The 22,279-nt window shown below is 70.3% G+C and carries 24 protein-coding genes and 1 riboswitch; of the genes, 15 read left to right on the top strand and 9 right to left on the bottom strand.

Going from position 1 to position 22,279, the window contains the following annotated elements; all coding sequences use genetic code 11:
• Positions 1–15: 15 nt before the first annotated feature.
• Positions 16–121, bottom strand: a riboswitch (TPP riboswitch).
• Between the two features lie 52 nt (positions 122–173).
• Positions 174–1,211: a DNA integrity scanning diadenylate cyclase DisA gene (gene disA, locus H5399_RS06205; RefSeq protein ID WP_182782161.1), complete on the bottom strand. Its 1,038-nt coding sequence runs from the start codon at positions 1,209–1,211 to the stop codon at positions 174–176.
• Positions 1,212–1,237: 26 nt separating this feature from the next.
• A complete protein-coding gene (locus H5399_RS06210) occupies positions 1,238–2,923 on the bottom strand; it encodes an AarF/ABC1/UbiB kinase family protein (RefSeq protein ID WP_182782162.1) in 1,686 nt (561 codons plus the stop codon).
• A 133-nt stretch (positions 2,924–3,056) separates the two neighbouring features.
• Here H5399_RS06210 and H5399_RS06215 point away from each other — a divergent pair, with 133 nt between their 5' ends.
• Entirely contained in the window at positions 3,057–3,824 is a 768-nt protein-coding gene (locus H5399_RS06215) for a HEAT repeat domain-containing protein (protein WP_182782163.1), read from the top strand.
• Here the strand turns inward: H5399_RS06215 and H5399_RS06220 are convergent.
• From H5399_RS06220 to H5399_RS06230, 3 genes are read right to left on the bottom strand one after another with little or no spacing between them, the layout of a single operon-like run.
• Positions 3,767–4,891 carry a HEAT repeat domain-containing protein gene (locus tag H5399_RS06220; RefSeq protein ID WP_182782164.1) on the bottom strand — a complete coding sequence of 375 codons (1,125 nt, stop codon included), beginning with the start codon at positions 4,889–4,891 and terminating at the stop codon, positions 3,767–3,769. The two genes, H5399_RS06215 and H5399_RS06220, sit on opposite strands and share 58 nt — an antisense overlap.
• A 7-nt stretch (positions 4,892–4,898) precedes the next feature.
• The gene (gene radA, locus H5399_RS06225) at positions 4,899–6,284 is read right to left on the bottom strand and encodes a DNA repair protein RadA (RefSeq protein ID WP_182782165.1); all 1,386 of its coding nucleotides are present in this window, start codon (positions 6,282–6,284) and stop codon (positions 4,899–4,901) included.
• Between the two features lie 35 nt (positions 6,285–6,319).
• Positions 6,320–6,955, bottom strand: a complete 636-nt coding sequence (locus H5399_RS06230) for a VOC family protein (protein WP_182782166.1) — start codon at positions 6,953–6,955, stop codon at positions 6,320–6,322.
• A gap of 80 nt (positions 6,956–7,035) precedes the next feature.
• On the opposite strand from H5399_RS06230, the gene H5399_RS06235 reads away from it, so the two are divergent.
• Genes H5399_RS06235 through H5399_RS06245 form a run of 3 tightly spaced genes read left to right on the top strand, consistent with a single transcriptional unit; the run spans position 7,036 to position 9,534 of the window.
• Entirely contained in the window at positions 7,036–7,848 is an 813-nt protein-coding gene (locus tag H5399_RS06235) for a sugar phosphate isomerase/epimerase family protein (protein WP_182782167.1), read from the top strand.
• Complete coding sequence (locus H5399_RS06240) at positions 7,835–8,743, top strand: proline dehydrogenase family protein (protein WP_182782168.1); 909 nt, start codon at positions 7,835–7,837, stop codon at positions 8,741–8,743. Before H5399_RS06235 ends, H5399_RS06240 begins: the two co-directional genes overlap by 14 nt.
• Positions 8,740–9,534 (top strand): CPBP family intramembrane glutamic endopeptidase, encoded by a 795-nt coding sequence (locus H5399_RS06245; RefSeq protein WP_370585693.1) that lies wholly within the window; start codon positions 8,740–8,742, stop codon positions 9,532–9,534. The genes H5399_RS06240 and H5399_RS06245 overlap by 4 nt, the downstream gene beginning before the upstream one ends.
• 11 nt (positions 9,535–9,545) lie before the next feature.
• On the opposite strand, the gene H5399_RS06250 is transcribed toward H5399_RS06245, so the two are convergent.
• From H5399_RS06250 to H5399_RS06260, 3 genes are read right to left on the bottom strand one after another with little or no spacing between them, the layout of a single operon-like run.
• Positions 9,546–9,911, bottom strand: a complete 366-nt coding sequence (locus H5399_RS06250) for a CrcB family protein (RefSeq protein ID WP_182782169.1) — start codon at positions 9,909–9,911, stop codon at positions 9,546–9,548.
• Positions 9,908–10,348 (bottom strand): CrcB family protein, encoded by a 441-nt coding sequence (locus H5399_RS06255; RefSeq protein WP_220489120.1) that lies wholly within the window; start codon positions 10,346–10,348, stop codon positions 9,908–9,910. The genes H5399_RS06250 and H5399_RS06255 overlap by 4 nt, the downstream gene beginning before the upstream one ends.
• On the bottom strand, positions 10,345–10,884 hold the full coding sequence (locus tag H5399_RS06260) for a universal stress protein (RefSeq protein WP_182782171.1): 540 nt from the start codon (positions 10,882–10,884) through the stop codon (positions 10,345–10,347). The genes H5399_RS06255 and H5399_RS06260 overlap by 4 nt, the downstream gene beginning before the upstream one ends.
• A 117-nt stretch (positions 10,885–11,001) precedes the next feature.
• Here H5399_RS06260 and H5399_RS06265 point away from each other — a divergent pair, with 117 nt between their 5' ends.
• The 11 genes from H5399_RS06265 to H5399_RS06315 all read left to right on the top strand — a co-directional run bounded on the left by H5399_RS06265 (position 11,002) and on the right by H5399_RS06315 (position 20,828).
• Positions 11,002–12,021: an aspartate-semialdehyde dehydrogenase gene (locus H5399_RS06265; protein ID WP_182782172.1), complete on the top strand. Its 1,020-nt coding sequence runs from the start codon at positions 11,002–11,004 to the stop codon at positions 12,019–12,021.
• Entirely contained in the window at positions 12,018–12,815 is a 798-nt protein-coding gene (proC, locus tag H5399_RS06270) for a pyrroline-5-carboxylate reductase (RefSeq protein ID WP_182782173.1), read from the top strand. The genes H5399_RS06265 and proC overlap by 4 nt, the downstream gene beginning before the upstream one ends.
• Before the next feature lie 106 nt (positions 12,816–12,921).
• Positions 12,922–13,023: a 30S ribosomal protein bS22 gene (locus H5399_RS06275; RefSeq protein WP_002550589.1), complete on the top strand. Its 102-nt coding sequence runs from the start codon at positions 12,922–12,924 to the stop codon at positions 13,021–13,023.
• Positions 13,023–13,322 (top strand): glutaredoxin family protein, encoded by a 300-nt coding sequence (locus tag H5399_RS06280; RefSeq protein WP_182782174.1) that lies wholly within the window; start codon positions 13,023–13,025, stop codon positions 13,320–13,322. Before H5399_RS06275 ends, H5399_RS06280 begins: the two co-directional genes overlap by 1 nt.
• Positions 13,323–13,337: 15 nt before the next feature.
• Entirely contained in the window at positions 13,338–14,936 is a 1,599-nt protein-coding gene (locus H5399_RS06285) for a uroporphyrinogen-III synthase (protein ID WP_182782175.1), read from the top strand.
• A gap of 4 nt (positions 14,937–14,940) precedes the next feature.
• A complete protein-coding gene (locus H5399_RS06290) occupies positions 14,941–15,603 on the top strand; it encodes a histidine phosphatase family protein (RefSeq protein WP_182782176.1) in 663 nt (220 codons plus the stop codon).
• Positions 15,600–16,151, top strand: a complete 552-nt coding sequence (locus H5399_RS06295; RefSeq protein ID WP_182782177.1) for a TlpA disulfide reductase family protein — start codon at positions 15,600–15,602, stop codon at positions 16,149–16,151. The genes H5399_RS06290 and H5399_RS06295 overlap by 4 nt, the downstream gene beginning before the upstream one ends.
• 41 nt (positions 16,152–16,192) lie before the next feature.
• Positions 16,193–16,903: a cytochrome c biogenesis CcdA family protein gene (locus H5399_RS06300; RefSeq protein ID WP_182782483.1), complete on the top strand. Its 711-nt coding sequence runs from the start codon at positions 16,193–16,195 to the stop codon at positions 16,901–16,903.
• On the top strand, positions 16,873–18,462 hold the full coding sequence (locus tag H5399_RS06305) for a cytochrome c biogenesis protein ResB (RefSeq protein ID WP_182782178.1): 1,590 nt from the start codon (positions 16,873–16,875) through the stop codon (positions 18,460–18,462). The genes H5399_RS06300 and H5399_RS06305 overlap by 31 nt, the downstream gene beginning before the upstream one ends.
• Entirely contained in the window at positions 18,459–19,370 is a 912-nt protein-coding gene (gene ccsB, locus H5399_RS06310; protein WP_370585694.1) for a c-type cytochrome biogenesis protein CcsB, read from the top strand. Before H5399_RS06305 ends, ccsB begins: the two co-directional genes overlap by 4 nt.
• 3 nt (positions 19,371–19,373) lie before the next feature.
• Complete coding sequence (locus tag H5399_RS06315; protein ID WP_182782179.1) at positions 19,374–20,828, top strand: hypothetical protein; 1,455 nt, start codon at positions 19,374–19,376, stop codon at positions 20,826–20,828.
• 614 nt (positions 20,829–21,442) lie between these two features.
• On the opposite strand, the gene H5399_RS06320 is transcribed toward H5399_RS06315, so the two are convergent.
• Positions 21,443–22,204: an SDR family oxidoreductase gene (locus tag H5399_RS06320; RefSeq protein ID WP_220489119.1), complete on the bottom strand. Its 762-nt coding sequence runs from the start codon at positions 22,202–22,204 to the stop codon at positions 21,443–21,445.
• Positions 22,205–22,279: the final 75 nt, after the last annotated feature.

Genomic DNA, 22,279 nt, shown 5'->3' on the forward strand with positions numbered 1-22,279 from the left:
TCGGAGGCTCGGCCGGGCCGAGGAGATCTCACTCCCTACGCCGGTGCTAACCGGATCAGGTTTGAGGGTCTGCGGACTTCCCGCACTCTCAGCGCCCCGTGGCGCTCCCCTGTGTTGCCCCCAGCCTATACCGGCGGCAGGGGGCTCCTCCACTGGTCCGCGGCCGTGTGCAGTCAGTTGATCTCGGCGATCCTCGACATCGCGTCGCGGACCTGGCGTGCCCGCAGCTGCCCGATGCCCTCCACCTCGAGCAGCGCGCTCAGCGGGGCGGCGAACAGTTCCTGGATGGTGAAGCGGTCCACGAGCCTGGTCACCAGGGGCGCCGGCAGGCGCCCCACCTTGGTCAACAGGCGGACACCTCGTGTGGCGACCGCCTGCTCCATGTTGGGGTTGGGCCCGAAGCCGAGTCGCTGCGCGACCAGCGCCCCACTGAACAGCTCCTCGGTGGAGAAGTTGTGCAGGCGGGCCAGATCGAACTCGGCGGGATCCTCCAGGTTGTGCGCGTAGTCCTCCGTGAGCAACTCCGCGACGCCGTCGAACGCGGAGGCGAGCTCGGCGTGCTGCATCGCCACCATCCGGCCCTCGACCCCCAGGACGTCGGCGTGGAACTGCATCTCCGAGGACAGCCGGCGGGTCAGCTCCAGGCGGTGGACCACGTGGGCGAGATCGCGCAGGGTCACCTGCTCCCCGATCTCCAGGGCCGTGAACTGATCCATCAGGTCACCCAGCCGGGCGACCACCCGAGACAACGTGGCCAGCGTCTGGTTCGCCCTGCTGATCACCTGGGAGACGGTTTCGACGACGTGGCGCCGGCCGTCGAGGAAGAGCGACACGGTCGACATCGAGGCCGACACCGTCACCACCGGCACCCCGGCGGCCTGCGCGGTGCGGTCCGCCGAGCGGTGCCGGGTTCCGGTCTCCGCGGTGGGCAGGTCACCCGCCGGCACCAGGTGCACCCCGGCCGCGATGATCCGGGTGAGGTCCGTGGAGAGGATGATGGCGCCGTCGAGCTTGGCCAGCTCCCGCAGCGCCTGCTCGGTGCATTCCACACCGATCTGGAACCCGCCCGAGCACACCTGCGTCACCTTGGAGTTGTTGCCCAGCACGATCAGTGCGCCCGTGCGACCCAGCAGGATGCGGTCCAGTCCGGCGCGCAGTGGAGTGCCGGGCGCGAGGAGCTTCAGGTAGCGGCGAACGGTGGACTTGGCCAACACACCTCCTTGTGGATCAGCCCAGTCTAGGTGCGTGAGGGGCCACCCGCGTCGTCGGAGAGGCGAGCCCTCCGGTCGGTCCGCTTGACCGTGCGGCGGAAGGGCCGATCGTGCCACAGGATGGTGGCCACCATCACGAGGCCACCGACGGCGGCGAGCAGGAAGAAGACCATCCCGAGCGCCGGGTATCCGAGGAGCCGCGGGCCGACGTCGGCGAACATCAGGAGGGCGGCCGCGATCGTGATGGCCGCCAGGATGAGGGCCGTGGACAGCCGGTTGGCCACCTGCTGCAGCACCATCAGGACGCGGTTCTCGTCGAAGGCGTTGACGGTGAACGCCAGCTCCCCCTCCGTCAGGGAATCCAGCAGGCGGTTGGCGCGGCGGGGGAGCCGCTCCAGGAACTCCTTGCCCTCGATGGTGCCGAGCAGGGTCTGCCCGGCGCTGGGCTTCAGGCCGGCGGTGAGGATGGTGGGGAGGTTTGCCTGGATGGCCTCGATGGGGGTGAAGCGCGGGTCCAGGTGCTGCGTGGCCTGGTCCAGGTTGAGCAGTGCCTTGGCCACCAGGGTCATCTCCGCGGGTGGGCGGAGGCCGTGCACGCCGGAGACGCGGGCCAGCTGCATCAGCACGCTGCCCGCCTGGAGGTCCGCTCCCATGGACAGCGTCGCCGACACCAGGTGCGAGACGTCGTCGCGGAAGGCCGCCGCGTCGTACTCGTCGGTGGGGTGACCCATGTCGGCCAGGATGGTCGCGGCGCCCTCGCCGTCGCCTTCACCGATGGAGACCAGCAGCTTGACCAAGGCGCTCCGGAGCCGCCGTGGAAGCCGCACCACCATGCCGACATCGAGGATCGCCACCCGATGATCCGGCGTGAGGAACAGGTTGCCCGGGTGAGGGTCGGCGTGCAGGATGCCGTCGATCAGCATGGCGCTGAGCATGAAGCGGAACAGGGAGGCGGCCAGCCGGGCGCCGTCGACATCGAGCATCGCCAGCGGGCCGACGTCCGTGATCTTCTTGCCTGGGACGAACTCCATGGTCAGGACGTCGTCGGTGGAGTAATCCGCGATGTAGGCGGGCACCACGAGGTCCGGTTCGTCCTCGACGAGCTCCAGGAAGGTGTCGAGGTTGGCGGCCTCCTTGCGGTAGTCCAACTCGTCGGCCATGGACCGGCGGAACTGAGCGAGCATCTTGGCCGCCCCCAGGCGGGGGCCGATGGCGGTGTTGGCGTCGGCGAAGTCCGCCAGCTCGGCCAGCGAGGCCAGATCGCTGCGCACGCGTTCCCGGACGCCCGGACGCAGCACCTTGACCACCACGTCGCGGCCGGTGCGGGTGACGGCCCGATGGGCCTGGGCGAGCGAGGCTGAGGCGAGCGGGACGTCGTCGAACTCCGCGAACAGCGTCGAGACGGGGGCGCCCAGGGAGTCCTCGATGCGCTGCCGGATCTCCTCGACGGGGACGGCATCGACGTTGTCCTGCAGCCGGGTGAGCGCCTCGGTGTAGGAGGTGGGCAGCAGGTCCTGGCGGGTGGACAGCAGCTGGCCGAACTTGATGAAGGTTGGTCCGAGCTTCTCCAGCCCCTCGGTGAACTTCACGGCGTCCTCGGCCTGTGTGGCGTCGGGGGACTCGCCGGGTAGCGGAGAAGCGTCGGTGTTGAACGCCTTGAGGTGCCGGATGAGCAGTCCGCCGAGCTGGGTCATCATGGCGAGGTCTGGCATTTTTCTCCTGAGAGCGGCGGTCTGGCTCCACGCTACTGCTGACTGGCCCCCCGGTCGGGGTGAACCGGCTACGGAATCCTCCGTCAGCGAACCGTTTTGACCTTCACGCAGCGTCAAGGATTAGCGTCGAGCCATGACCGATGTTCAGACACTTATCCAGACCCTCGCCAGCACCGATGGCACCGCCCGGCGCCACGCCGCCCTCGCCCTGGGTGCCACGCGGGACGCCGCGGCCGCGCCGGCCCTCCTGGATCGGCTGCGGATCGAACGCGACCCCCGCGTCCGCGAGGACCTCACCTGGGCCCTTGTCCAGCACGCCGACGAGGCGGAGGCGGACCTGCTGGCCATGCTGACCAGCCCGGAGGCGGACCAGCGACGCGCCGGTGCGCACGTGCTCAGCAAGATCGGCGACCCTGCCCACTTCGAGAGCCTCCGTCCGCTCGTCGGCGACGAGCACGCCGACGTGGCGATCAAGGCCTACCGCGCTGTGGCCAACACCGGGCGCCACGAGGCGGCCGGTGCGCTGGCCGAGCGTCTGGGCGATGGTGATGCGCTGCAACGCGACGCCCTCACCACCGCGATGCACCGCCTGGGGGAGAAGGCCGTTCCCGCGCTGACGGCCGCCCTCGGTGATCCCGACGCCGAGGTGCGGGCCCACGCCGCGGAGGCGCTCGGCCACCTCGGCGGACCGCATGCCGACCCAGCGGTGGACGCCTTGGAGGCCTCCGCCGACGACGGCGACACCACCGTCGCGCTGCATGCGGTGTCTGCACTGGGGCAGCTCAGCGAGGTGTCCGACGGCGCCCTGGCGCGTATCGCCGACGGCGGTGACGCACTGCTCGCTCAGGTGGCTGGTCGCTTCCTGGCCGCCCGTTCCGAGTCCGCCAAGGCGAAGGCCTGACGGTCCGCCATGAGGCGCCGAGCGAGGAGCCGGGCGCGCTGATCCGGTGAGTCCAACTCACCCGCGACGGCGCGCCCGGCCTCCTGACCGTCGATTTGACCGAGCGCCAGCAGGGCCGCGAAGCGCACCTCCCGGTCCGGGTCCGAGAGGAGGGCCGCCAGCGCCCCGACGCTCGCGGGCGCCCGGATCAGGCCCAGCGTCTCGGCCGCCAGCGCCCTGACCAATGGTGCGGGATCCGACGTGGCTGCCAGAAGCGGCTCCACCGCGCCCGCGAGGCGGGCCAGCGAGGCCGCGACCTCATCCCTGACGGCGGCTCTGGGGTCGGCGAGGGCCCTGGTCAGCGCGTCCACCGCGCCAGGCCCGGCCACCTGTCCCAGGCTGAACGCGGCCTTGGCCGCCACGGTGGCGTCCTCGTCTTCCAGCAGCCCGGCCAGCATCGACACCGCCCCCGGGTCCCGGAGCTTGCCCAGGACGTGCGCCAGGGACAGGCGGGCGTCCCGGTCTCCGGTGGCCAGGGCCTCGCTCAGCTTGGCCGACGAGCCCTGCCCGCGTTGGGTGATCGCCCAGGTGGCGGCCTCACGGACGCCGGGCTCCGGATCGCTGCGCAGGATCTCGACGAGGTCCTCCAGGGGGGCGGCCTCGTGGCTGGACAGCGCCGCTCGGAAGCGGACCGCCGCATCCGGATGCCGTAACCGTTCGCTCAATGCGATGGCATCCAGCACCTCGTCCCAGCCGGCCTCGGCCGCCGTCGTCAGCCCCCTCAGCCTGGCGAGCAGCTCCTGCTCGGCCACGATCCTGCGCTCGAGAGCCTCGATGTGCTGCTGGAGGAGGGTCGCGGCGTCGAAGGCCGGATCGTCCAGGGCGCTGCGCACCTCGGTGAGTGAGAGCCCGAGCGACTTGAGGTGCGCGATGGCCAGGAGCCGCACGAGGTCCTCATGGGAGTACAGCCGGTAGTCACCCGTCGACCGTTGGCTGGGGACCAGCAGGCCGAGCTGGTCGTAGTGGCGCAGCGTCCGGGGCGACAACCCCGTGCGCCGGGCAATCTCCCCGATCCGCAGCGCCTCCACCTCGGCCTCAACCCTGCCCGGAGACGTGAAGGGCCAGCGTCTCGATCGCCTCCGCCAGAGAGCCCACCTCGGTCACCTTCAACCCGCCTAGCCGGGGGACCTTGACCGTCACGTCCCGTGAGCCCCTCGGTACCAGGGCGAGCTCGAAGCCCAGCCTGGCCGCCTCGGCGAGCCGCCGCTCCACGCCCGGCACCCTCCGCAGGTCACCCGCGAGTCCCACCTCGCCCAGCGCGATCAGCCTGCGTGGGTATTGCCAGTCCACGGCGGCCGAGGCGATCGCGATCGCGGCTGCGAGGTCCAGAGAGGGGTCCGTGACCCGCGCCCCGCCGACGGTGGAGACGTAGACGTCGTGCTGGGACAGCGGGAGGCGAACCTTCCGCTCCAGCACCGCCAGCACCATGGCGATCCTCGAGCTGTCCAGGCCGTGGGTGGTGCGCCGCGGGGAGGACTGGTAGGGCGACGGCGCCACCAGCGCCTGGATCTCGGCGAGCAGCGGCCTCCTGCCTTCCATGGTCACCGTGACGCAGGTGCCCGGCGTCGGCTCGTTGTGCTCGGTGGTGAACAGCCCGGACGGGTCCGGTACCTCGACGATGCCCCTCTCGCTCATCTCGAAGCACCCCACCTCGTCCGCGGGGCCGAAGCGGTTCTTCGTGGCCCGCACCATCCGGAACCCCGAATGCCTGTCCCCGTCGAAGGTGAGGACCACGTCCACCAGGTGCTCGAGGGTGCGCGGGCCGGCGATGGCGCCGTCCTTGGTGACGTGTCCCACCAGGATCACGGCCATGTCCTCGCGCTTGGCCACCCTGCCCAGCGCGCCCGTGACCTCCCGCACCTGCGCGGGGCCGCCGGGCGCTCCCTCGGCCTCAGCCGTGGCGATGGTCTGGACCGAGTCCACCACGAGCAGGCTGGGACGGACGCTCTCCACGTGGCCGAGCACCGTGCCCAGATCCGTCTCGGAGGCCAGGTAGAGCTCGTCCGCGACGGATCCCGTGCGCTCGGCCCGCAGCCGCACCTGGGAGGCCGACTCCTCACCCGAGATGTACAGAGTGCGCTGTCCGGACCTTGCCCACTTGGCCGCCACGTCCAGCAGCAGCGTGGACTTGCCGACCCCGGGTTCGCCTGCCAGCAGAATCACCGATCCCGGCACGATGCCGTCGCCGAGCACCCGGTCCAGCTCGGCGATAGTGGTGAGGCGTCTCTGGGCCGTGTCCGTGGGTACCTGCGAAATGGGCACGGCCGCGTCCATGGGAACGGAGGACGACACCTGCTTCAGCTTGGGTGCCCCGCGCTCGGCCACCGTGCCCCAGGCCTGGCATTCACCACACTTGCCGACCCAGCGCACGCTCGTCCATCCGCACTCGGTGCAGTGATAGGTGTCCTGCTTTTTTGCCACGCTGAGAGCTTAGGTGCCCCCTCCGACACATCGGGTCAGATGGTGACGGTGCCCTGGGGAGTTTCGAACGTCACGTTGGAGATTCCGGGCGTGCCGTGCGGGGCCACGAGGTCCAGGCTGATGCCGTCGATCTCGTCGGCCACCGGCATCGCCAGCCACTCCGAGAGGCGATCCGCGGAGCCCGAGATCTGCAGCGACGTCAGGCGCACCTCGCCGCGGAGCGCGGCAGGGCGGAGCGAGTCGTCGCTCTTCCACTCAAGGAAGTACGGCAGCTGCGGATCCGCGATGAGACCGCGGATCCCGATCTGGACCCACTCCAGACGGCGTCCGTCCGGGAAGTGGCGCAGACCTGGCACGGCGGAGCGGTTGAGGCGCTGCTCGTAGGGCGCGATGTCCGGAACGCTGATCACCCAGCCCATCCATCCGCCGCCCATCTCTGAGCGGGCCCGCACGGCCTGCCCGAAGGCGGCCTTGTCTGCGGCCGGGTGATCCAGGACCTCGACCACCTCGATGTAGCGGGCGTCAGCCAGCGGGATGATGTGGTTGCGGGTACCGAAACGCGGATGGAAACCGCCGTCCTTGTACTCCGTACCCAGTGCATCGGCGAGCCGCGATGCCTCAGCCTTGAGGCCGTCGGGGCCTGTCGCAAAGATCAGATGGTCGACGTGCATGGGCCCATTCTTGCCCTGACCAGTGCTAAACAACTAATCGGGCTCAGCCGGTCCGGGGCTCCGGCGGGTAGTGTTGCGGTGTGTCCACGTCGAAGGTCCTGCTCTCGACCACCTCCGTCTTTCCGGAGGCTTCTGCCAGCGCGTTCGAGCTGGCCGCGTCGCTCGGCTACGACGGCGTCGAGCTCATGGTCGGCGTCGATGCCCTCTCCACCGATGTCGACGCCGTCGAGAAACTCTCCGCCTACCACGGGGTGCCCGTGCTGTCCGTGCATGCCCCCACCCTCCTGGTCACCCAGAGCACCTGGGGCTCGGACCCGTGGGACAAGCTGAGGCGCTCCGGTGAGGCGGTGCAGCGTCTCGGCGGAGACACCGTCGTGGTCCACCCGCCGTTCCGCTGGCAGCGCGAGTACGGCGCCGAGTTCGTGACCGGCATCAAGCGCCTCAACGCGGAGTCCCCGGTGAAGTTCGCCGTCGAGAACATGTACCCGTGGCGGACGCCCGCCGGCCACTTCCAGGCCTATCTCCCCGGCTGGGACCCAACTGTCTATGACTACGACCACCTGACGCTGGACCTCAGCCACGCGTCCACGTCGCAGCGCCAGTCGCTGGACCTCATGCACGCGTGGGGGGATCGGCTGGCCCACGTGCATCTCACCGACGGTCGAGGCTCCCTCAAGGACGAGCACCTCCTGCCGGGGGAGGGCGATCAGAACGCGTGGACCCTCGTGGAGGAACTCGGGGCGCAGGGGTTCCCGGGCCACATCGTGCTGGAGATCTCCAGCCGCCGGGCGCGGTCGCGGCACGAACGGGAGGAGATGTTGGCGGATTCGCTGGCCTCCATCCGGAAGGTGCTGGCGAAGGGCTCTGCCAGGAGGGTCGATGTCGCGTCTTAACAGCGCGGTACGGGGTGTGATCAGGTCTCGGCGGGTGCAGGAGTCCGCCATGGCCTCCGGGGCGGCGCTGGATTTCGCCAGCTCCTACGTGGCGGGTGAGGGCATCGACGACGCGGTGGCCGTGACGCGGCGGCTCCAGGGGCAGGGGCTGCTGGTATCGCTGGCCTACCTTCCCAGCTCCGACGACGAGGCGGAGACCACGGACATGCTCTGCCGGGCCCTGGACGCGCTGGGGGAGGGCGCCGAAGGCGTCGAGATCTCCGTGAAGCCGTCCTCGCTCGGACTCCGCGACAGTCCAGCCAGCGCCCGCGCCCGCCTCGAGGATCTCTGCCGCGTCACCACGGCCAGCGGTGCCGTCGTCACCCTGGAGATGCAGGGCACCGTGGGATACGACGAGACCCTGCGGCTGTGGAGCGCCGCCCGCGCCGGCTGCGACCGGATCGGGCTGACCCTGCCCGCCGACATCCGGCGTTCCGAACGTGACCTGGAGCGGATCGGCGCCGACGGGGCACGGGTGCGGCTCTGCGTCGGGTCCTATCCGGTGCCGAAGGCCGAGGGCTACCGCCATGAGCACGAGAAGTCGTTGGCACTGGTGAGGTGCGTTCGCCGCGCCATGGAGGACCACGCCTACGCCATGGTGGCGTCCCACGACCCGACGATGATCGCCATCACGCAGGACCTGGCCCGACGCAACGCCGTCGGCCGGGACGGCTTCGAGTTCCAGATGTTCTACGGCGTCCGCCCGCTCGAGCAGCGGCGGCTCACGGACATTGGCTACCGCTCCCGCACCTACGTGCCGTTCGGGCCGGCCTGGTTCGAGTACCTCACCACGCGGATCGCCGCCCGGCCGAGGACGCTGTACAGCTACCTGCGGGCCATCTCGGACAAGCGGTGACGGCGCCCTCGGCGCTCGCGGTCGAGCCGTCCACCCGCCGCCTCCTGCGCACCGAGATGGTCATCGTGCTGCTGCTCTCGCTGGGGCAGTCGGCGATCTACGCCCTGCTCTCGATCATCGAGAAGCTCACCAGGCCCATCCCGCTCAACCAGCAGACCACCTCCATCAACAACAGCGCGACTCCGGACAGGCCCTGGCTGGACCTCGCCTACCAGCTCGCGTGGATGACGTTCCCGCTGGTGCCGGTGGCGTTGGCGCTGTACCTGCTCGCCACGCAGCACCGCCCGGAGGAGGGGCCCTGGCGCGTGATGGGCTTCGACCTGCGGCGCCCCGGCTTCGACCTGGCCTGGGGGTTCGGCGTGTTCGCCGTGATCGGGGTCGCGGGGCTGGCGTTCTACGTGTTCGCCGTCGAGATTGGCATCAACACCCAGGTGAGCACGGCCAACCTGGCCGCGAACTGGTGGACCGTTCCCGTGCTTGTGCTCCGGGCTGTGATGAACGGCGTGCTGGAGGAGGTGCTGATGATCGGCTACCTCTTCACCAGGTGGGCCCAGACGGGCGGCCGGATGTGGGTCATCGTCGTGGTCAGCGCCTTCATCCGCGGCGGCTACCACCTCTACCAGGGCTTCGGCGGCTTCGTGGGCAACCTGGTGATGGGCCTGGCCTTCGGATGGCTGTACCTGAAGATCAGGCGCGTGATGCCGCTGGTGATCACGCACTCGCTGCTGGACATCGTCGCCTTCGTCGGCGCCCCCCTGCTGCCCGTACTGCTCGCCTGGATCGGCCGCTGACCCTCTGGCGCTCAGCGGATGGCCGCGCCGACGGCCAGGCCGATCAGGGCGGCCGCGACGCTGAACAGGAGCATCGCGACCCCCAGCGCCACCGCTGCGGGGGCGCGGCCCACGCGCACCACGCGCACCAGCTCGACGCTGGCGGTGGAGAAGGTGGTGAAGCCGCCCAGGAAGCCGATCCCCGCGACGGCGCGCACGGCCTCGGCCCCACCGGCGGCCCACCCCGTCACGACGCCCAGCAGGAACGAGCCGGTCACGTTGATGATGAGCGTGGCGGTGGGTAGCGAGCGGCTCAGCCTTGCCGTGATGACCCCGTCGAGCATGAAGCGTGCCGCCGCGCCCAGGCCGCCGACCAGGGCCACCCAGAGCGGAATCATGCCCGCCGCCCAGCCGCGACCGCCCGGCGCACGAGCGCCATCGACGCGCTGGCGGCCAGGAACCCGGCGGCGACGCTGGCACCGGCATAGGCCATGGCCAGGGGCAGGTCTCCACCGCGCCCCAGCGCGACCGCCTCCAGGATGAAGGTGCTGTAGGTGGTGTAACCGCCGAGGAGCCCGGTGCCCAGCGCGAGCTGCAGCGCCCTCCTTCGCCCGCTGTCAGCCGTCACCAGGGCAAGCGCCTCGAGGAGGGCGCCGAGGATCAGCGCGCCCGAGACGTTGATGGCGAACGTGGCCCACGGGAACTCGCCGGCGCCCGCCCCGAAGGCGGACTCCAGGGCGGAGCGTAGCGTCGTGCCGGCCGCGCCGCCGAGGGTGACCAGACCGAGGAGGGAGGGCCGCAGGTAGGCGGGCAGCGACGAGGAGGGTGGGGTCACCGCCACTCCAGCGGTGTCTTCCAGTCCACCACCGAAGTGGGCACCGTGAGCACCGGGCGGTGCTGGTGGTGGACGAGGTGCGTGCCGACGGCGGCGTCGAGCAGGCCATGGAAACGCCCGCTCCGCCCGGGACGCCCGGTGCCGACGACGATCACCGCTGCGTCGACCGCCCTGGCGAGATGGGTCAGCGCCCGATCCGCGCGGCCGGCCAGGTACCGGAACTCCCAGCGCACATCGCTGCCGGCCATCGATTCCCCGACCGCGGCCAGCAGCGTCTCCTGGCGCCGCCGCCACTCCTCGTCGTCGGACATGTCCGGGTCCATGTCGCTGTGCTCCACGGTGCCATCGGGGAACTCGCGTTCGACGACCCGGCCGGGGTCCGCATAGGCGCAGTACAGGACACCTCCCTGCGCCCGGGCCAGCTCAGCGGCGGTCAACAGCACCACCGCCGGCTGCTCCGGCGTCACTCCGACGACGACGCAATGGTTGCTGAAGGGCGTGATGCGCGACGGATGTGGTTGGGGAACCTGCTTCATCGTCGACCTCTTCTCTCAGACCCGACGAGGCGAACACTACCCAGTGGACAGGCGGGAATGGCGAGGCACTGGACACGACATGTCGCGCTCAGGCGGTGTCGTCGTAGACTTCCGCCCATGCGTGTTGGAGTCTTCGGCGCGACCGGGCAGGTGGGCGGCGTCATGCGTCGCCTCCTGGCGGAGCGCAATGTCCCGGTTGAGCAGATCCGTTACTTCGCCTCGGCGAGGTCGGCGGGCAGGGCGCTGCCCTGGGGTGCGGGAGAGGTGGTCGTCGAGGACATCGAGACGGCGGACTTCGCCGGCCTGGACGTGGCCCTGTTCTCGGCCGGTGGGTCGACCTCGAAGCTGTGGGCGCCGCGCGTGGCCGAGGCCGGCGCCACCGTCGTGGACAACTCGTCGGCCTGGCGGATGGATCCGCGGGTCCCGCTTGTGGTCTCCGAGGTCAACCCGGAGGACGTCGGGCAGGCGGAGCTCGGCATCATCGCCAACCCCAACTGCACCACGATGGCCGCCATGCCGGTCCTCAAGGCACTCCACGACGCAGCGGGCCTCGAGTCGCTGCAGGTGACCACCTTCCAGGCCGTCTCCGGGTCGGGAGTGAAGGGCGTCGAGGCGCTCGCCTCGCAGCTGGGCCAGATCGAGGACCCCCGCGTCCTCGCCCACGACGGCGCGGCATTCCACCCATCAGATGTGGCCCCCTATGTCGCCCCCATCGCCTACAACGTGGTGCCGCTGGCCGGCAGCCTCGTCGACGACGGCGAGGGTGAGACGGACGAGGAGAAGAAGCTGCGCAACGAGTCCCGGAAGATCCTGCACCTGCCGCAGCTGCGGGTTGCCGGCACCTGCGTGCGCGTCCCCGTCTTCTCTGGCCACTCGCTGTCGGTGCACGCCCGTTTCGCCGCGGACATCACCCCCGAGGAGGCCCGCGCGGCGCTGGTGAAGGCGCCGGGAGTGACGCTCGTGGATGTGCCCACCCCGCTGCAGGCCGCGGGCGCTGACGCCTCGTTCGTCGGCCGGATCCGTCAGGACCAGAGCGTGGAGAGCAGGCGCGGTCTGGTGCTGTTCATCAGCAACGACAACCTGCGCAAGGGCGCTGCCCTCAACGCCATCCAGATCGCTGAGCTGCTGATCCGATGAAGCTGACTCTGATCGGCGCAGGGGCGATGGGCGAGGCGCTGCTCGCGGGATGGCTCGCCGCAGGGCATCGGCCGGCGGACCTCTCCGTCGTCGAGCCCTCCGCGGAGCGGGCCGCCGCGGTCACCGCCGCACACGGGGTCCGGGCGGTCCCGCTGTCCGAGGCCGCCGTCGCCGATGTGGTGGTGCTGGCGGTCAAGCCGCACCAGATCGACGGGGTGCTGGAGGAGCTGTCGAGCCGCATCGAGGTGCGGGGGAACGTGCCACTGGTGGTCTCGATCGCCGCCGGCACGCCGATCGCGCAGCTCGAGGCCGGCCTGCCCGAGGGGGCCGCCGTCGTCCGCGTGATGCCCAACACGCCCGCGCTCGTGGGGCAGGGGATGGCCGGGGTGGTGCCCGGGCACCACGCCTCGGCGGAGCAGGTTGAGGCGGTCTCCGCGCTGATGGACGCGGTTGGACGCAGCATCGTCATTCCGGAGACCCAGATCGACGCGCTCACCGCCGTCTCAGGCTCCGGCCCGGCCTACCTCTTCTACGTGGCGGACGCGATGATCGAGGCGGGGGTCCACCAGGGCCTCACGCGCCAGCAGTCAAGTGAGCTGGTGGTGCAGACCTTCGTCGGATCGGCGGCCCTGCTCGCCACAGGGTCGCGGGCCGTCGAGCTGCGCGAACAGGTCACCTCGCCCGCCGGTACCACCGCCGCCGCGCTCCGAGTGCTGGATGATCGCGGGGTCCGCGCGGCGTTCCTGGCGGCGATGGAGGCCTGCGCCGAGCGCGGCCGCGCCATGGCCCGCTGAGAGGGATTGGTCGATACTCCCCAAGAGCGGTTAAGATTCAGAGTCTGGCCCAACGTGGCCAGGCACATCGAAGGCACCCGGATCATCCGGTAATGAAAGGCACACAGTGGGCTCTGTCATCAAGAAGCGTCGCAAGCGCATGGCCAAGAAGAAGCACCGCAAGCTCCTGAAGAAGACCCGCATCCAGCGTCGTCGCGCCGGCAAGTAGTGGCAGCACCCTCACGGGTTCTGCTGCTGACCCGCTCCGGATGCCACCTCTGCGTGGATGCCGAAGCGGTCGTGCGCAGCGCCTGCGAGGACCTCGGGGTGGCCTGGCGTGCCGTGGACATAGATTCCATCGGCTCACTCCAAGCCAGATTCACAGACCATGTGCCCGTCACATTCGTGGACCGGGAGCTACTCAGCTACTGGTTCGTCGACGACGACGCACTGCGTGTGGCTCTCGCCTCGCGTACTCCCCGGGACACGCCAGTCGATTGGATCTCGTCGCTCGCCGACCAGCCCTGAACGGAAATGATCGAAGTGACCGATTCCCTGGAACCGACCTCGCCGGCAAGTCCGCCGGAGTTCGAACCGACCGGTGGGTCGGTCACGTTCGTCGGCTCGGGCCCCGCTGACCTTGGTCTACTCACGCTGTCCGGGTCGCGGGCGATGCGTTTCGCGGACCTCCTCATCGTGGACCCCGCCGCGGACGTTGAGCAGATCAAGGCCATGGTTCCGGCGCACGCCGAAGTGCGGCTGGCAGGGGGAGACGACGAGGTTGCCGAGATCCTCGGCGCCGTCGCGCGGGGGCGTCGCGTGGTGCGGCTGCACGCCGGGGACTACTTCACCGATGCCGACGCCGGTGGCGTCCTTCCGGAGGTCCTTGCCACGGCCGGCATCCGCGCGAACGTGGTGCCTGGCGTCAACCGCTGGAGCGCCGCGCTGTCGTTCGGCGGCGTCACCGCCACCGCCGCGTTCGCCGCCCTGGACGCCAGGGTGGAAGTCCCACACATCGATGACTGGCCCTCGGCCAAGACGCTGATCGTGCGCGCCGCCGGTTCCCTGGCGCGCGCCGTGGCCGAGCAGGCCGCCACGCGGTACGGGCGCGACGGGCAGTGCCTCAGCCTCGTGGGTGTCGGCACGACGGCGCAGGTCAGCGAGGTGCTCACCTGGGGTGAGGTGGACCACGTCGACGCCGCCGAGTGCTATTTCATCGTCGGGCCCGGGATCGAGGAGGCGCGCCGCCAGCGCTACGCCTGGTTCGAGGGCAAGCCCCTGTTCGACTGGCGGGTCATCGCCCCCCGAACCAAGGACGATCTGTCCTCGCTCACCGAGGAACTGGCGCACTACGGTGCCGCCACCGAGCTGGTGGCCACCATGTCCATCGAGCCGCCCCGCGCCGAGCAGGGCATGGAGAAGGCCGTTCGCGGGCTGGTGGACGGCCGCTACCTGTGGCTGGTGCTCACTTCGCCGCACGCCGTCGCCGCCATCGCCGAGCGGCTGACTGAGTACGGCCTGGACTCCCGCGCCCTGTCCGGGATCAGCCTCGCCGCCGTCGGCAGGGGCACGGTGGAGGCGCTCGGCCGGCTGGGCCTGGTGGCGGACCTCACCCCGGTCGTCGAGAACACCACCGGCGCGCTGGCCAACGAGTTCCCCGCCTACGACGATCTCATCGACCCACTCAACCGGGTCCTGGTGCCTTCGGCCGACGTCTCGGTGGAGCCCCTCCTCGTCGGTCTGAGCCGCCTGGGCTGGGAGGTGGAGGAGGTCACCGCCTATCGCACGGTCCGGGCCGCCCCGCCGCCGCCTGAGGTCCGCGACGACATCAAGACGGGCATGTACGACGCCGTCGTCTTCACCTCCGCCACGGCCGTGCGCAACATGATCGGCATCGCCGGCAAGCCGCACCCAGCCACGGTGGTGGCAGCGATCGGCCCCGCCACCGCCGCGGCCTGCGAGATGCACGGGCTCCGCGTGGACGTGATCGCAGACGCGCCCACCTTCGAATCACTGGCTGAGGCGCTTGCCCGCTTCGCGGACCGCAGGCGCGCGGATCAGCTGGCGGCCGGTCTCCCGGTCAGCAAGCCCTCGCAGCGCAAGCGCCGCAAGCGGCGCAAGGTAGTTGCCCCGGCAGACTAGGGTGATGGGCGTGGCAGACGCAACGATCGTGCACGTCATGCGGCACGGACAGGTGGAGAATCCCGGCGCCGTCCTCTACGGGCGCCTCCCTGGCTTCGGGCTCTCAGAGCTCGGGCAACGGATGGCGGCCCGGATGGCGCAACACTGGCGAGACGTGCCCTTGACCCATCTGCGCTGTTCGCCCCTCCAGCGTGCGCAGGAGACCATGGCTCCCACCGCCGCACTCTTTCCCGCGCTGGACGTCACCACAGACGAGCGGGTGATCGAGGCAGACAACAAGTTCGAGGGCATGGTGTTCGGCAAGGGGAACCGCGCACTTCGGGACCCCAGGATGTTCTGGCACATGCGCAACCCGCTGCAGCCCAGCTGGGGCGAGCCGTACACGCAGGTCGTCGCCCGGATGAGGGCCGCCATCTCCGATGCCGCCCTCGCCGCCGGCCCCGGTGGGCAGGCGCTCGTGGTGAGCCACCAGCTGCCCATCTGGATCGCCCGCAGCGACGCGGAGGGCCGGCCGTTGGTCCACGACCCGCGCCGCCGGCAGTGCACCCTGTGCTCCGTGACCAGCTTCACGCTCCGCGACGGCGTCGTGACGGCGGTGGACTACGCCGAGCCTGTCGCGCACCTCCTGCCCGCCGTGCGTGGTCGGCGGTTCAAGGTCGGCACGTGAGGCTTCTCCTCGTCGCAGGGGCCGCCACCGTGCTCCTGGCGGGCTGTGGTGCGCAGGGGTCCTCTGACGGAGTCGGCTTCGAGGGCGGCGACGGCACGGTCACGATCGTGCCCGCAGAGGCGCGCCAACCGGCGCCCACGCTCGCCGGGACGGCCCTCGACGGGACTGAGGTCTCGACGGCGGACCACACCGGGAAGATCATCGTGGTCAACGTGTGGGGGTCCTGGTGCGCCCCGTGCCGGGCCGAGGCGCCCGAGCTGGTGGAGGCCGCACGGGAGTTGGGCGAGGACGTCTCCTTCATCGGCCTCAACACCCGTGACCTCGATGTGGCCCCGGCGCAGGCCTTCGAACGGGCTTTCGGCCTCACCTACCCCAGCATCTTCGATCCGGACGGTGAACTGCTGCTCGGATTCGGGCAGCTGCCTCCCAAGGCCATCCCCAGCACCGTGGTCATCGACTCCGAGGGGCGTGTCGCGGCCCGGGTGCTGGGTGAGGTGGACGCCACCACGCTCACGGGTATCGTCGCCGATGTGGAGGCCGGCGGGTGATCCTCCTCGAGTCCTGGGCGGGGACGGCTCTGACGTCGTCCATGCTGGTGGCCATCCCGGTGGCGATGTTGGCCGGGCTGGTGTCGTTCGCGTCCCCCTGCGTGCTGCCGCTGCTCCCCGGCTACCTGTCCTACGCCTCCGGCCTGGGCTCGGCCCAGATCACGGGAGGAACCGCATCCAGGCGGCTCCTCGTGGGTGGAACACTCGGCTTCATTCTGGGTTTCTCAATTGTCTTCGTCCTCACCGGTGCTCTCATCGGGGGCGTCGGGGCCGCCCTGCTGACCAACGCCAGGGCCATCACGGTGGCGCTCGGCGTGATCATCATGGTGCTCGGCGCGGGGTTCGCGGGCTGGCTACCGGTCCCCAGCGGATGGCGCCCGAGCGTGGCGCCCAGGTTCGGGGTGTGGGCATCGCCCCTCCTGGGGATGGTCTTCGGGTTGGGCTGGACGCCGTGCATCGGCCCCGCGCTCTCGGTGGTGTTGACCCTGGCCCTCAACGAGGGGTCTGCGGCCAGAGGCGGGATCCTGGCCTTCGCGTATGCGCTTGGCCTGGGCATCCCCTTCCTCGCCTTCGCCGTCGCGTTCACCGCGCTGGCGCCCCGCTTCGAGTGGATGAAGCGCCACGGGCAGCTGCTCCAGCGGCTGGGCGGCGTCGCGATGATGGTGGTGGGTCTCGCCATGGTGGTGGGTTGGTGGGACGCGCTCATCGCGGTGCTGCGCCAATGGGCTTCGAGCTTCGGGACCATTCTGTGACGGAGGGATCGCGCAAGGCGCTGGGCCCGGTGGAGCTGGTGAGATGGGCTTGGGGGCAGTTGACCTCGATGCGGACCGCCCTCATGATGCTCTTCCTGCTGGCCCTGGCCGCCATCCCGGGCTCCATGATCCCCCAACAGAGCGCCTCCCCTATCTCAGTGCTGGACTTCAAGCGCGCCAACCCGTTCTGGGACTCGATCTTCGAGCCATTGGGGTTCTACGACGTCTACACCTCGCCTGCCTTCTCGGCCGTCTATCTGCTTCTCTTCGTCTCGCTGATCGGATGCATCCTCCCGCGGATCAGCAAGTACCTGGACGCTGTGCGCAAGCCGCCGCCGTCGCTGCCCGCGCGGATCGAGAGGCTTCCCGCCACCGGCCGTGGCACCCTCGAGGCGCCCACCGCTCAGGCGCTCGACGCCGGGGAACAGTGGTTGCGGTCCAAGCGGTACCGGGTCCGGCGCTTCGATGACGGGCTGTCGGCCGAACGCGGCTACATCCGCGAGGCCGGCAACCTCATCTTCCACATCTCCCTGGTGGCGATGCTGATCGGCATGGCCTGGTCCAACCTGTGGGGATTCCACGGCACCGTCGTCGTGGTCGAAGGCCGCGCCTTCGCCAACGTCATCACCCAGTACGACGACTTCACCTCCGGCTCCCTGGTGGACACCGACGGGCTGGAGCCCTTCTCGGTCGGCATCGAGCAGTTCCGCGTCGCCTTCGAGACCGGTGAGGTGCAGCGGGGGGCGGCCCGTCAGTTCGACGCGGACGTGGTGCTGGAGGATTCCTCCGGCGCCCGCGACGCGCTGCTGACAGTCAACGAGCCGCTCATCACCAGCGGTGGGACGCAGGTCAACCTGATCGGACACGGCTACGCACCCGCCTTCACGGTCACCGACGGCAACGGTGACGTGGCCTTCAGCGGCCCGGTGGTCTTCCTGCCCCAGGACGGCAACTTCGCGTCGGTCGGCGTAATCAAGGTGCCCGACGCCCGCCCTCAGCGGTTGGCGTTCGAGGCCTTCTTCTTCCCGACGGCCGTGCTGGACGAGACCGGCCCCCACTCGGTCTTCCCCGACGCGCTCAGCCCGGAGGTCTACCTCAACGCCTGGTCCGGGCCCCCCGCGGAGGAGACCGGTGTTCCCGAGAGCGTCTACACATTGACCACCACCGGCCTCGCCCCCGTGCCGGGAGACGACGGAGAGGTGCTGCGGGCCAGGATGCTGCCGGGCGCCGGATTCGCGCTGCCGGACGGGCTGGGATCCATCAGTTTCGACGGCTGGGACCGCTGGGTGAAGCTGCAGGTCAGCCAGACACCAGGCAACACCATGACGCTCATCTCGCTGATCGTGGGGGTGGCAGGCCTGTCGGTGTCGCTCATCGTCCGGCCCCGTCGCCTGTTCGTCAGAATCGTCGACGGCGAGGCGCTCGCAGGTGGCCTGGACCGCGCGGACGCGGCCAGCGGACTCGACGACGAGGTGGCCGGCGTGTTGGCCTCCGTGACAGATCGTGTGCACAATGGGGGCGCGCCCAGCCAGCAGATGAAGGAGGGACCCGAGACGTGACGTTGTCCGAATGGTCCTACACCGCGATGGTCTACGCGGCCGTCGGGTACCTCCTCGCCTTCGCCCTCCACGCGCTGGAGTGGGCGTCGGCCCGAGGGCTCGCACCCGTCAGGCCAGCCGATGGTTCCGAGGACACCCAACGCACGAGGGTGGACCTGTGGGGGCGGTTGGCGGTAGCAGCCACAGTGATCTCAGCCCTGCTGCACGTGGGCGCGGTGGTCCTGCGCGGTGTCGCCGCGGAGCGCCCACCGTGGGGCAACATGTACGAGTTCGTCACCTCCGCCCTCGCGTTCGCGGTGATCATCTACCTGTTCTGCGTCGCCCGTTTCGGCATGCGCTGGCTCGGGCTCGGGCTCACCCTGCTCTTCACGGTCGGCCTCGGCCTGGCCGTGACCCAGTTCTACGTCGAGGTGTCGCCGCTGGTGCCCGCGCTGCACAGCGTGTGGTTCGTCATCCACATCGTGGCGGCAGCCATCTCCGGCGCGGCGTTCAACGTGGGAGCCGTCGCGTCCGCGCTCTTCCTCGTCCGAGACGCAGCGGAGCGGCGGGCCGCCGCCCGGGGGACCGTGATCAGCGGCTACCTCGCCAAGGTGCCCACCGCCCAGAAGCTGGACCTGATCTCCTACCGCCTGCACGCCTTCGCCGTGCCGTTGTGGACGTTCACCATCGCCGCGGGCGCCATCTGGGCGCAGTACGCGTGGGGACGGTTCTGGAACTGGGACCCCAAGGAGACGTGGTCCTTCATCACCTGGATCGTCTACGTCGCCTACCTGCATGCGCGCGCGACGGCCGGGTGGCGAGGCCGCCCCGTCGCCATCATCGCGCTCCTCGGGCTGGTCACCTTCTGGTTCAACTTCATCGGGGTCAACCTCCTGTTCAGCGGCCTCCACTCGTACGCGGGCATCTGAGCCGTGGCGTCTGAGGAGGACCTGGACTGGCTCGTCCGGGTGTACGAGGAGCAGGGTGCCACCCTGCACCGTCTCGTCGTGCTCCTCGACGCCGAAGAACAGTCCGGGCGGATCGTGCGCAGCGCTCTGCTGGCCCTCCACCGGCGGGGTCACCGGCTCATCGATCCGGTGGAGCGCGTCGAGTTCCTGCACGAGCACGTGGTCCACCTTGCCCACGCCGTCCGGCCCGCGCAGGCGCCCATCCAGCTTCCAGACGTCGCGGAGGCCAGGCAACAGGAGGTCCTCCGCGCCATCTCGGCGATGCCCCCGCGGATGGCCGAGCTCCTCATCGTCAGCCACTACCTGTCCGTCTTCGGCCCCGAGCTGGCCGGAATCATGCGGATGTCGGTGCGTGGGTGCAACCAGCGGCTTGAGGTGGCGTTGGAGACGCTGCGGGCCCGCGTGGGCGACCCTGCGCCGGGAACCTTCCCCGGAGTGCTCGAGTCGCTGTCCCAGGAGGTCACGGCCGCACTCCGGTCAGCCGCCCGCCTCGTCCAGGCGCCTGGAACCGACACCCTCGAGGGTGAGCTGCTGAACCTGACCTCGCTGCGCACCTCGGGCCTCGGCCCGAAGGTGGTGGCGCTGATCACGATGGTGGCCGTGCTGTCGGGCCTGGGGCTGGCGGCGCTGACGCGCCCCACCGCAGCCACCACCGAGGCCGGCTCCCCGGCCCCCACAGTGTCCCCGACGGCGGCGGCCGCCGCGTCGCTGCCGGCGCAGGTCCGAGGCGTTCCGCTCTACTACGTGGACCGCCAGGACGGGAAGCTGTTCCAGGAGCTCCGGGATCTTCCAGCCAGCCCCAACCTGGTGGAGGGTGCGCTCACGGCGCTCCTGACCCTCGCGCCGCTTGATCCCGACTACGAGTCCGCCTGGGGTCCCGGCCAGCTCATCGGCACCGAGATGTCCGGGGAGACGCTCATCGTGGATCTCTCCGGCGATGCGTTCGCGGACCTGACCTCCCCGGAACTCACGGCCAGGGCCCGCAACCAGGTCGTGTACACGGCCTCGGAGATCATGGGGGACCCCGAGCTGAGGGTCCAGTTCCTCTCTGACGGCGGACCGCCCCCCGCGGAGCTCATCAGCGAGGCCGGCTTCACCCGCACGGGACTCGGCCCGATGCCGTCGCTGTGGATCACCTCACCGAAGAACGCCGCCCGGCTCGCGCCCGGACCGGTGGTGATCGTCGGCACCGTCAAGCCCGGCTGGGGAGTCCCGGTGGTCCGCATCACGGACATCGACACCGACCGGGTCGTGGCCGAGACCTCCGCTCAGACCTCGACCGGCGTGAACTCCGACGGCTGGCGGGTGTGGTCGGTCAGCCTTCAGCTGCAGCCGGGCGACTACGATCTGAGCGCCAGCGTGCGCGGCGGTACCCCTCCGACGGTTTCCTCGGAGAACAAGTCCATCCGCGTTCGCTAGCGCGGCCCGAGCCCATCGTCCCCTGAGGAGGGCCGCCCCCGTAGCGGTGGCCTCCCTCCTGCTCCCTGAGGAGGGCCGCCCGCGTAGAGTGGCCCGTCTGTTTCGCTCCCTGAGGAGGGCCGCCCGCGGAGCGGCGTGCCCTGTCTGTTTCGCTCCCTGAGGAGGGCCGCCCGCGGAGCGGCGAGGACCGTCCCCTTTCGCTCCCTGAGGAGGGCCGCCCGCGGAGCGGCGTGGACCGTCTCGAAGGGTCGTGACTGCCACCTTGACGCAGTTCTTGTGGTCGGGTGCGGTGAGGCGTGAGTCGATGCCCGGGCGGCCGTTGTCCATGCTCTGGAGGTCGTCGCGGCCGGGGTCTGTGGTCGGGTTGCTAGGCCGCCCGGGCATCGCCCCCGTCTCCCCGCACTCGGTCCTCCTGTGGCGTTGCCTTGTCCCGGGTGCGGGCCGGCAGGGCGGCGTTGGGGCCGGGTCTGCTTGGGCGGGATGCCGGTTGGGTGGTCGTCGGGTTGGGCACCGCTGCGCAGTGCCGCCCTGCCGTCCCCCACCCTTGCTGTCTCGACTGGATCACTTGGCTCGGACAGGCAGCCCTCAGTTAGGGCTCAGCGATGACCAGTCGTTCAGCTGGTGGCCACCATCCGCGCGAACCGCGCCTGGAGATGCACCGGGACCAGACGGGTGGCCAACGCCATCGCCGCGTTCTGTGGCCCGTCGACCACCAAAGGCCGATGCGCACGCAACCCAGCAAAGGTGGTCTCCACCACCTGGGAGATGGTCCGGCGACGCCGCATGACCCCGTCGTCGCCGGCGTTGGCGAAGAACTCGGTGTCCGTGGGGCCGGGGCAGATCACGATGGCGCGGACCCCCGTCGAGTACAGCTCCTCCCAGAGCGCGATCGTGAACCGCATCACGTAGGCCTTCGAGGCGGCGTACACAGCCATGGTGGGGATGGGCTGGAAGGCCGCGGTGGAGGCCACATTGATGATCGCCCCGGCGCCGCGCGCCACCATGTGGGGGAGAACGGATCTGGTCAGCTCAGTCAGAGCCACCATGTTGAGTTCCATCTCGTCGCTGACCCGATCCGGGGAGGCGTCCTTGAAGTGGCCCATGGTCCCGAAGCCTGCGTTGTTGACCAGATGGCTCACGTCCAGCTCTGCCATCCGCGCCGCGAGCTTTGCGCGCTCATCCCGATCCGTCAGATCCGCCGGCCAGATCTCCGCCGCCACCCCCGAAGTGGCCCGGATGGAGGAGGCCACGGATTCGAGCAGGTCACGTCGGCGTGCCACCAGAAGGACGTTGTTGCCTTCGGCCGCCAACCTCTCGGCGTACCCCACCCCGAGACCGCTCGACGCACCGGTGACCACTGCCCAGGATCTGCTCATGGCCCCCAGCTTACGGGCCGGGATCGACCCCCACCCCGGCGCGCGGTGGCACCCACTGCTCCACGGCCCGTCCAT

This window comes from Tessaracoccus sp. MC1627 (assembly GCF_014164725.1).
In the GTDB taxonomy this organism is placed as follows: domain Bacteria; phylum Actinomycetota; class Actinomycetes; order Propionibacteriales; family Propionibacteriaceae; genus Arachnia.

Bases quoted from the DNA above. Each gene is read 5' to 3' on its own strand.
- H5399_RS06240 (WP_182782168.1), top strand. From the start codon at position 7,835: ATGTCGCGTCTTAACAGCGCGGTACGGGGTGTGATCAGGTCTCGGCGG.
- H5399_RS06290 (WP_182782176.1), top strand. From the start codon at position 14,941: ATGGGCGTGGCAGACGCAACGATCGTGCACGTCATGCGGCACGGACAG.
- H5399_RS06305 (WP_182782178.1), top strand. From the start codon at position 16,873: ATGGGCTTCGAGCTTCGGGACCATTCTGTGACGGAGGGATCGCGCAAG.
- H5399_RS06250 (WP_182782169.1), bottom strand. From the start codon at position 9,911: ATGATTCCGCTCTGGGTGGCCCTGGTCGGCGGCCTGGGCGCGGCGGCA.
- H5399_RS06260 (WP_182782171.1), bottom strand. From the start codon at position 10,884: ATGAAGCAGGTTCCCCAACCACATCCGTCGCGCATCACGCCCTTCAGC.
- H5399_RS06265 (WP_182782172.1), top strand. From the start codon at position 11,002: ATGCGTGTTGGAGTCTTCGGCGCGACCGGGCAGGTGGGCGGCGTCATG.
- proC (WP_182782173.1), top strand. From the start codon at position 12,018: ATGAAGCTGACTCTGATCGGCGCAGGGGCGATGGGCGAGGCGCTGCTC.
- H5399_RS06320 (WP_220489119.1), bottom strand. From the start codon at position 22,204: ATGAGCAGATCCTGGGCAGTGGTCACCGGTGCGTCGAGCGGTCTCGGG.
- H5399_RS06300 (WP_182782483.1), top strand. From the start codon at position 16,193: ATGCTGGTGGCCATCCCGGTGGCGATGTTGGCCGGGCTGGTGTCGTTC.
- H5399_RS06210 (WP_182782162.1), bottom strand. From the start codon at position 2,923: ATGCCAGACCTCGCCATGATGACCCAGCTCGGCGGACTGCTCATCCGG.
- H5399_RS06230 (WP_182782166.1), bottom strand. From the start codon at position 6,955: ATGCACGTCGACCATCTGATCTTTGCGACAGGCCCCGACGGCCTCAAG.
- H5399_RS06215 (WP_182782163.1), top strand. From the start codon at position 3,057: ATGACCGATGTTCAGACACTTATCCAGACCCTCGCCAGCACCGATGGC.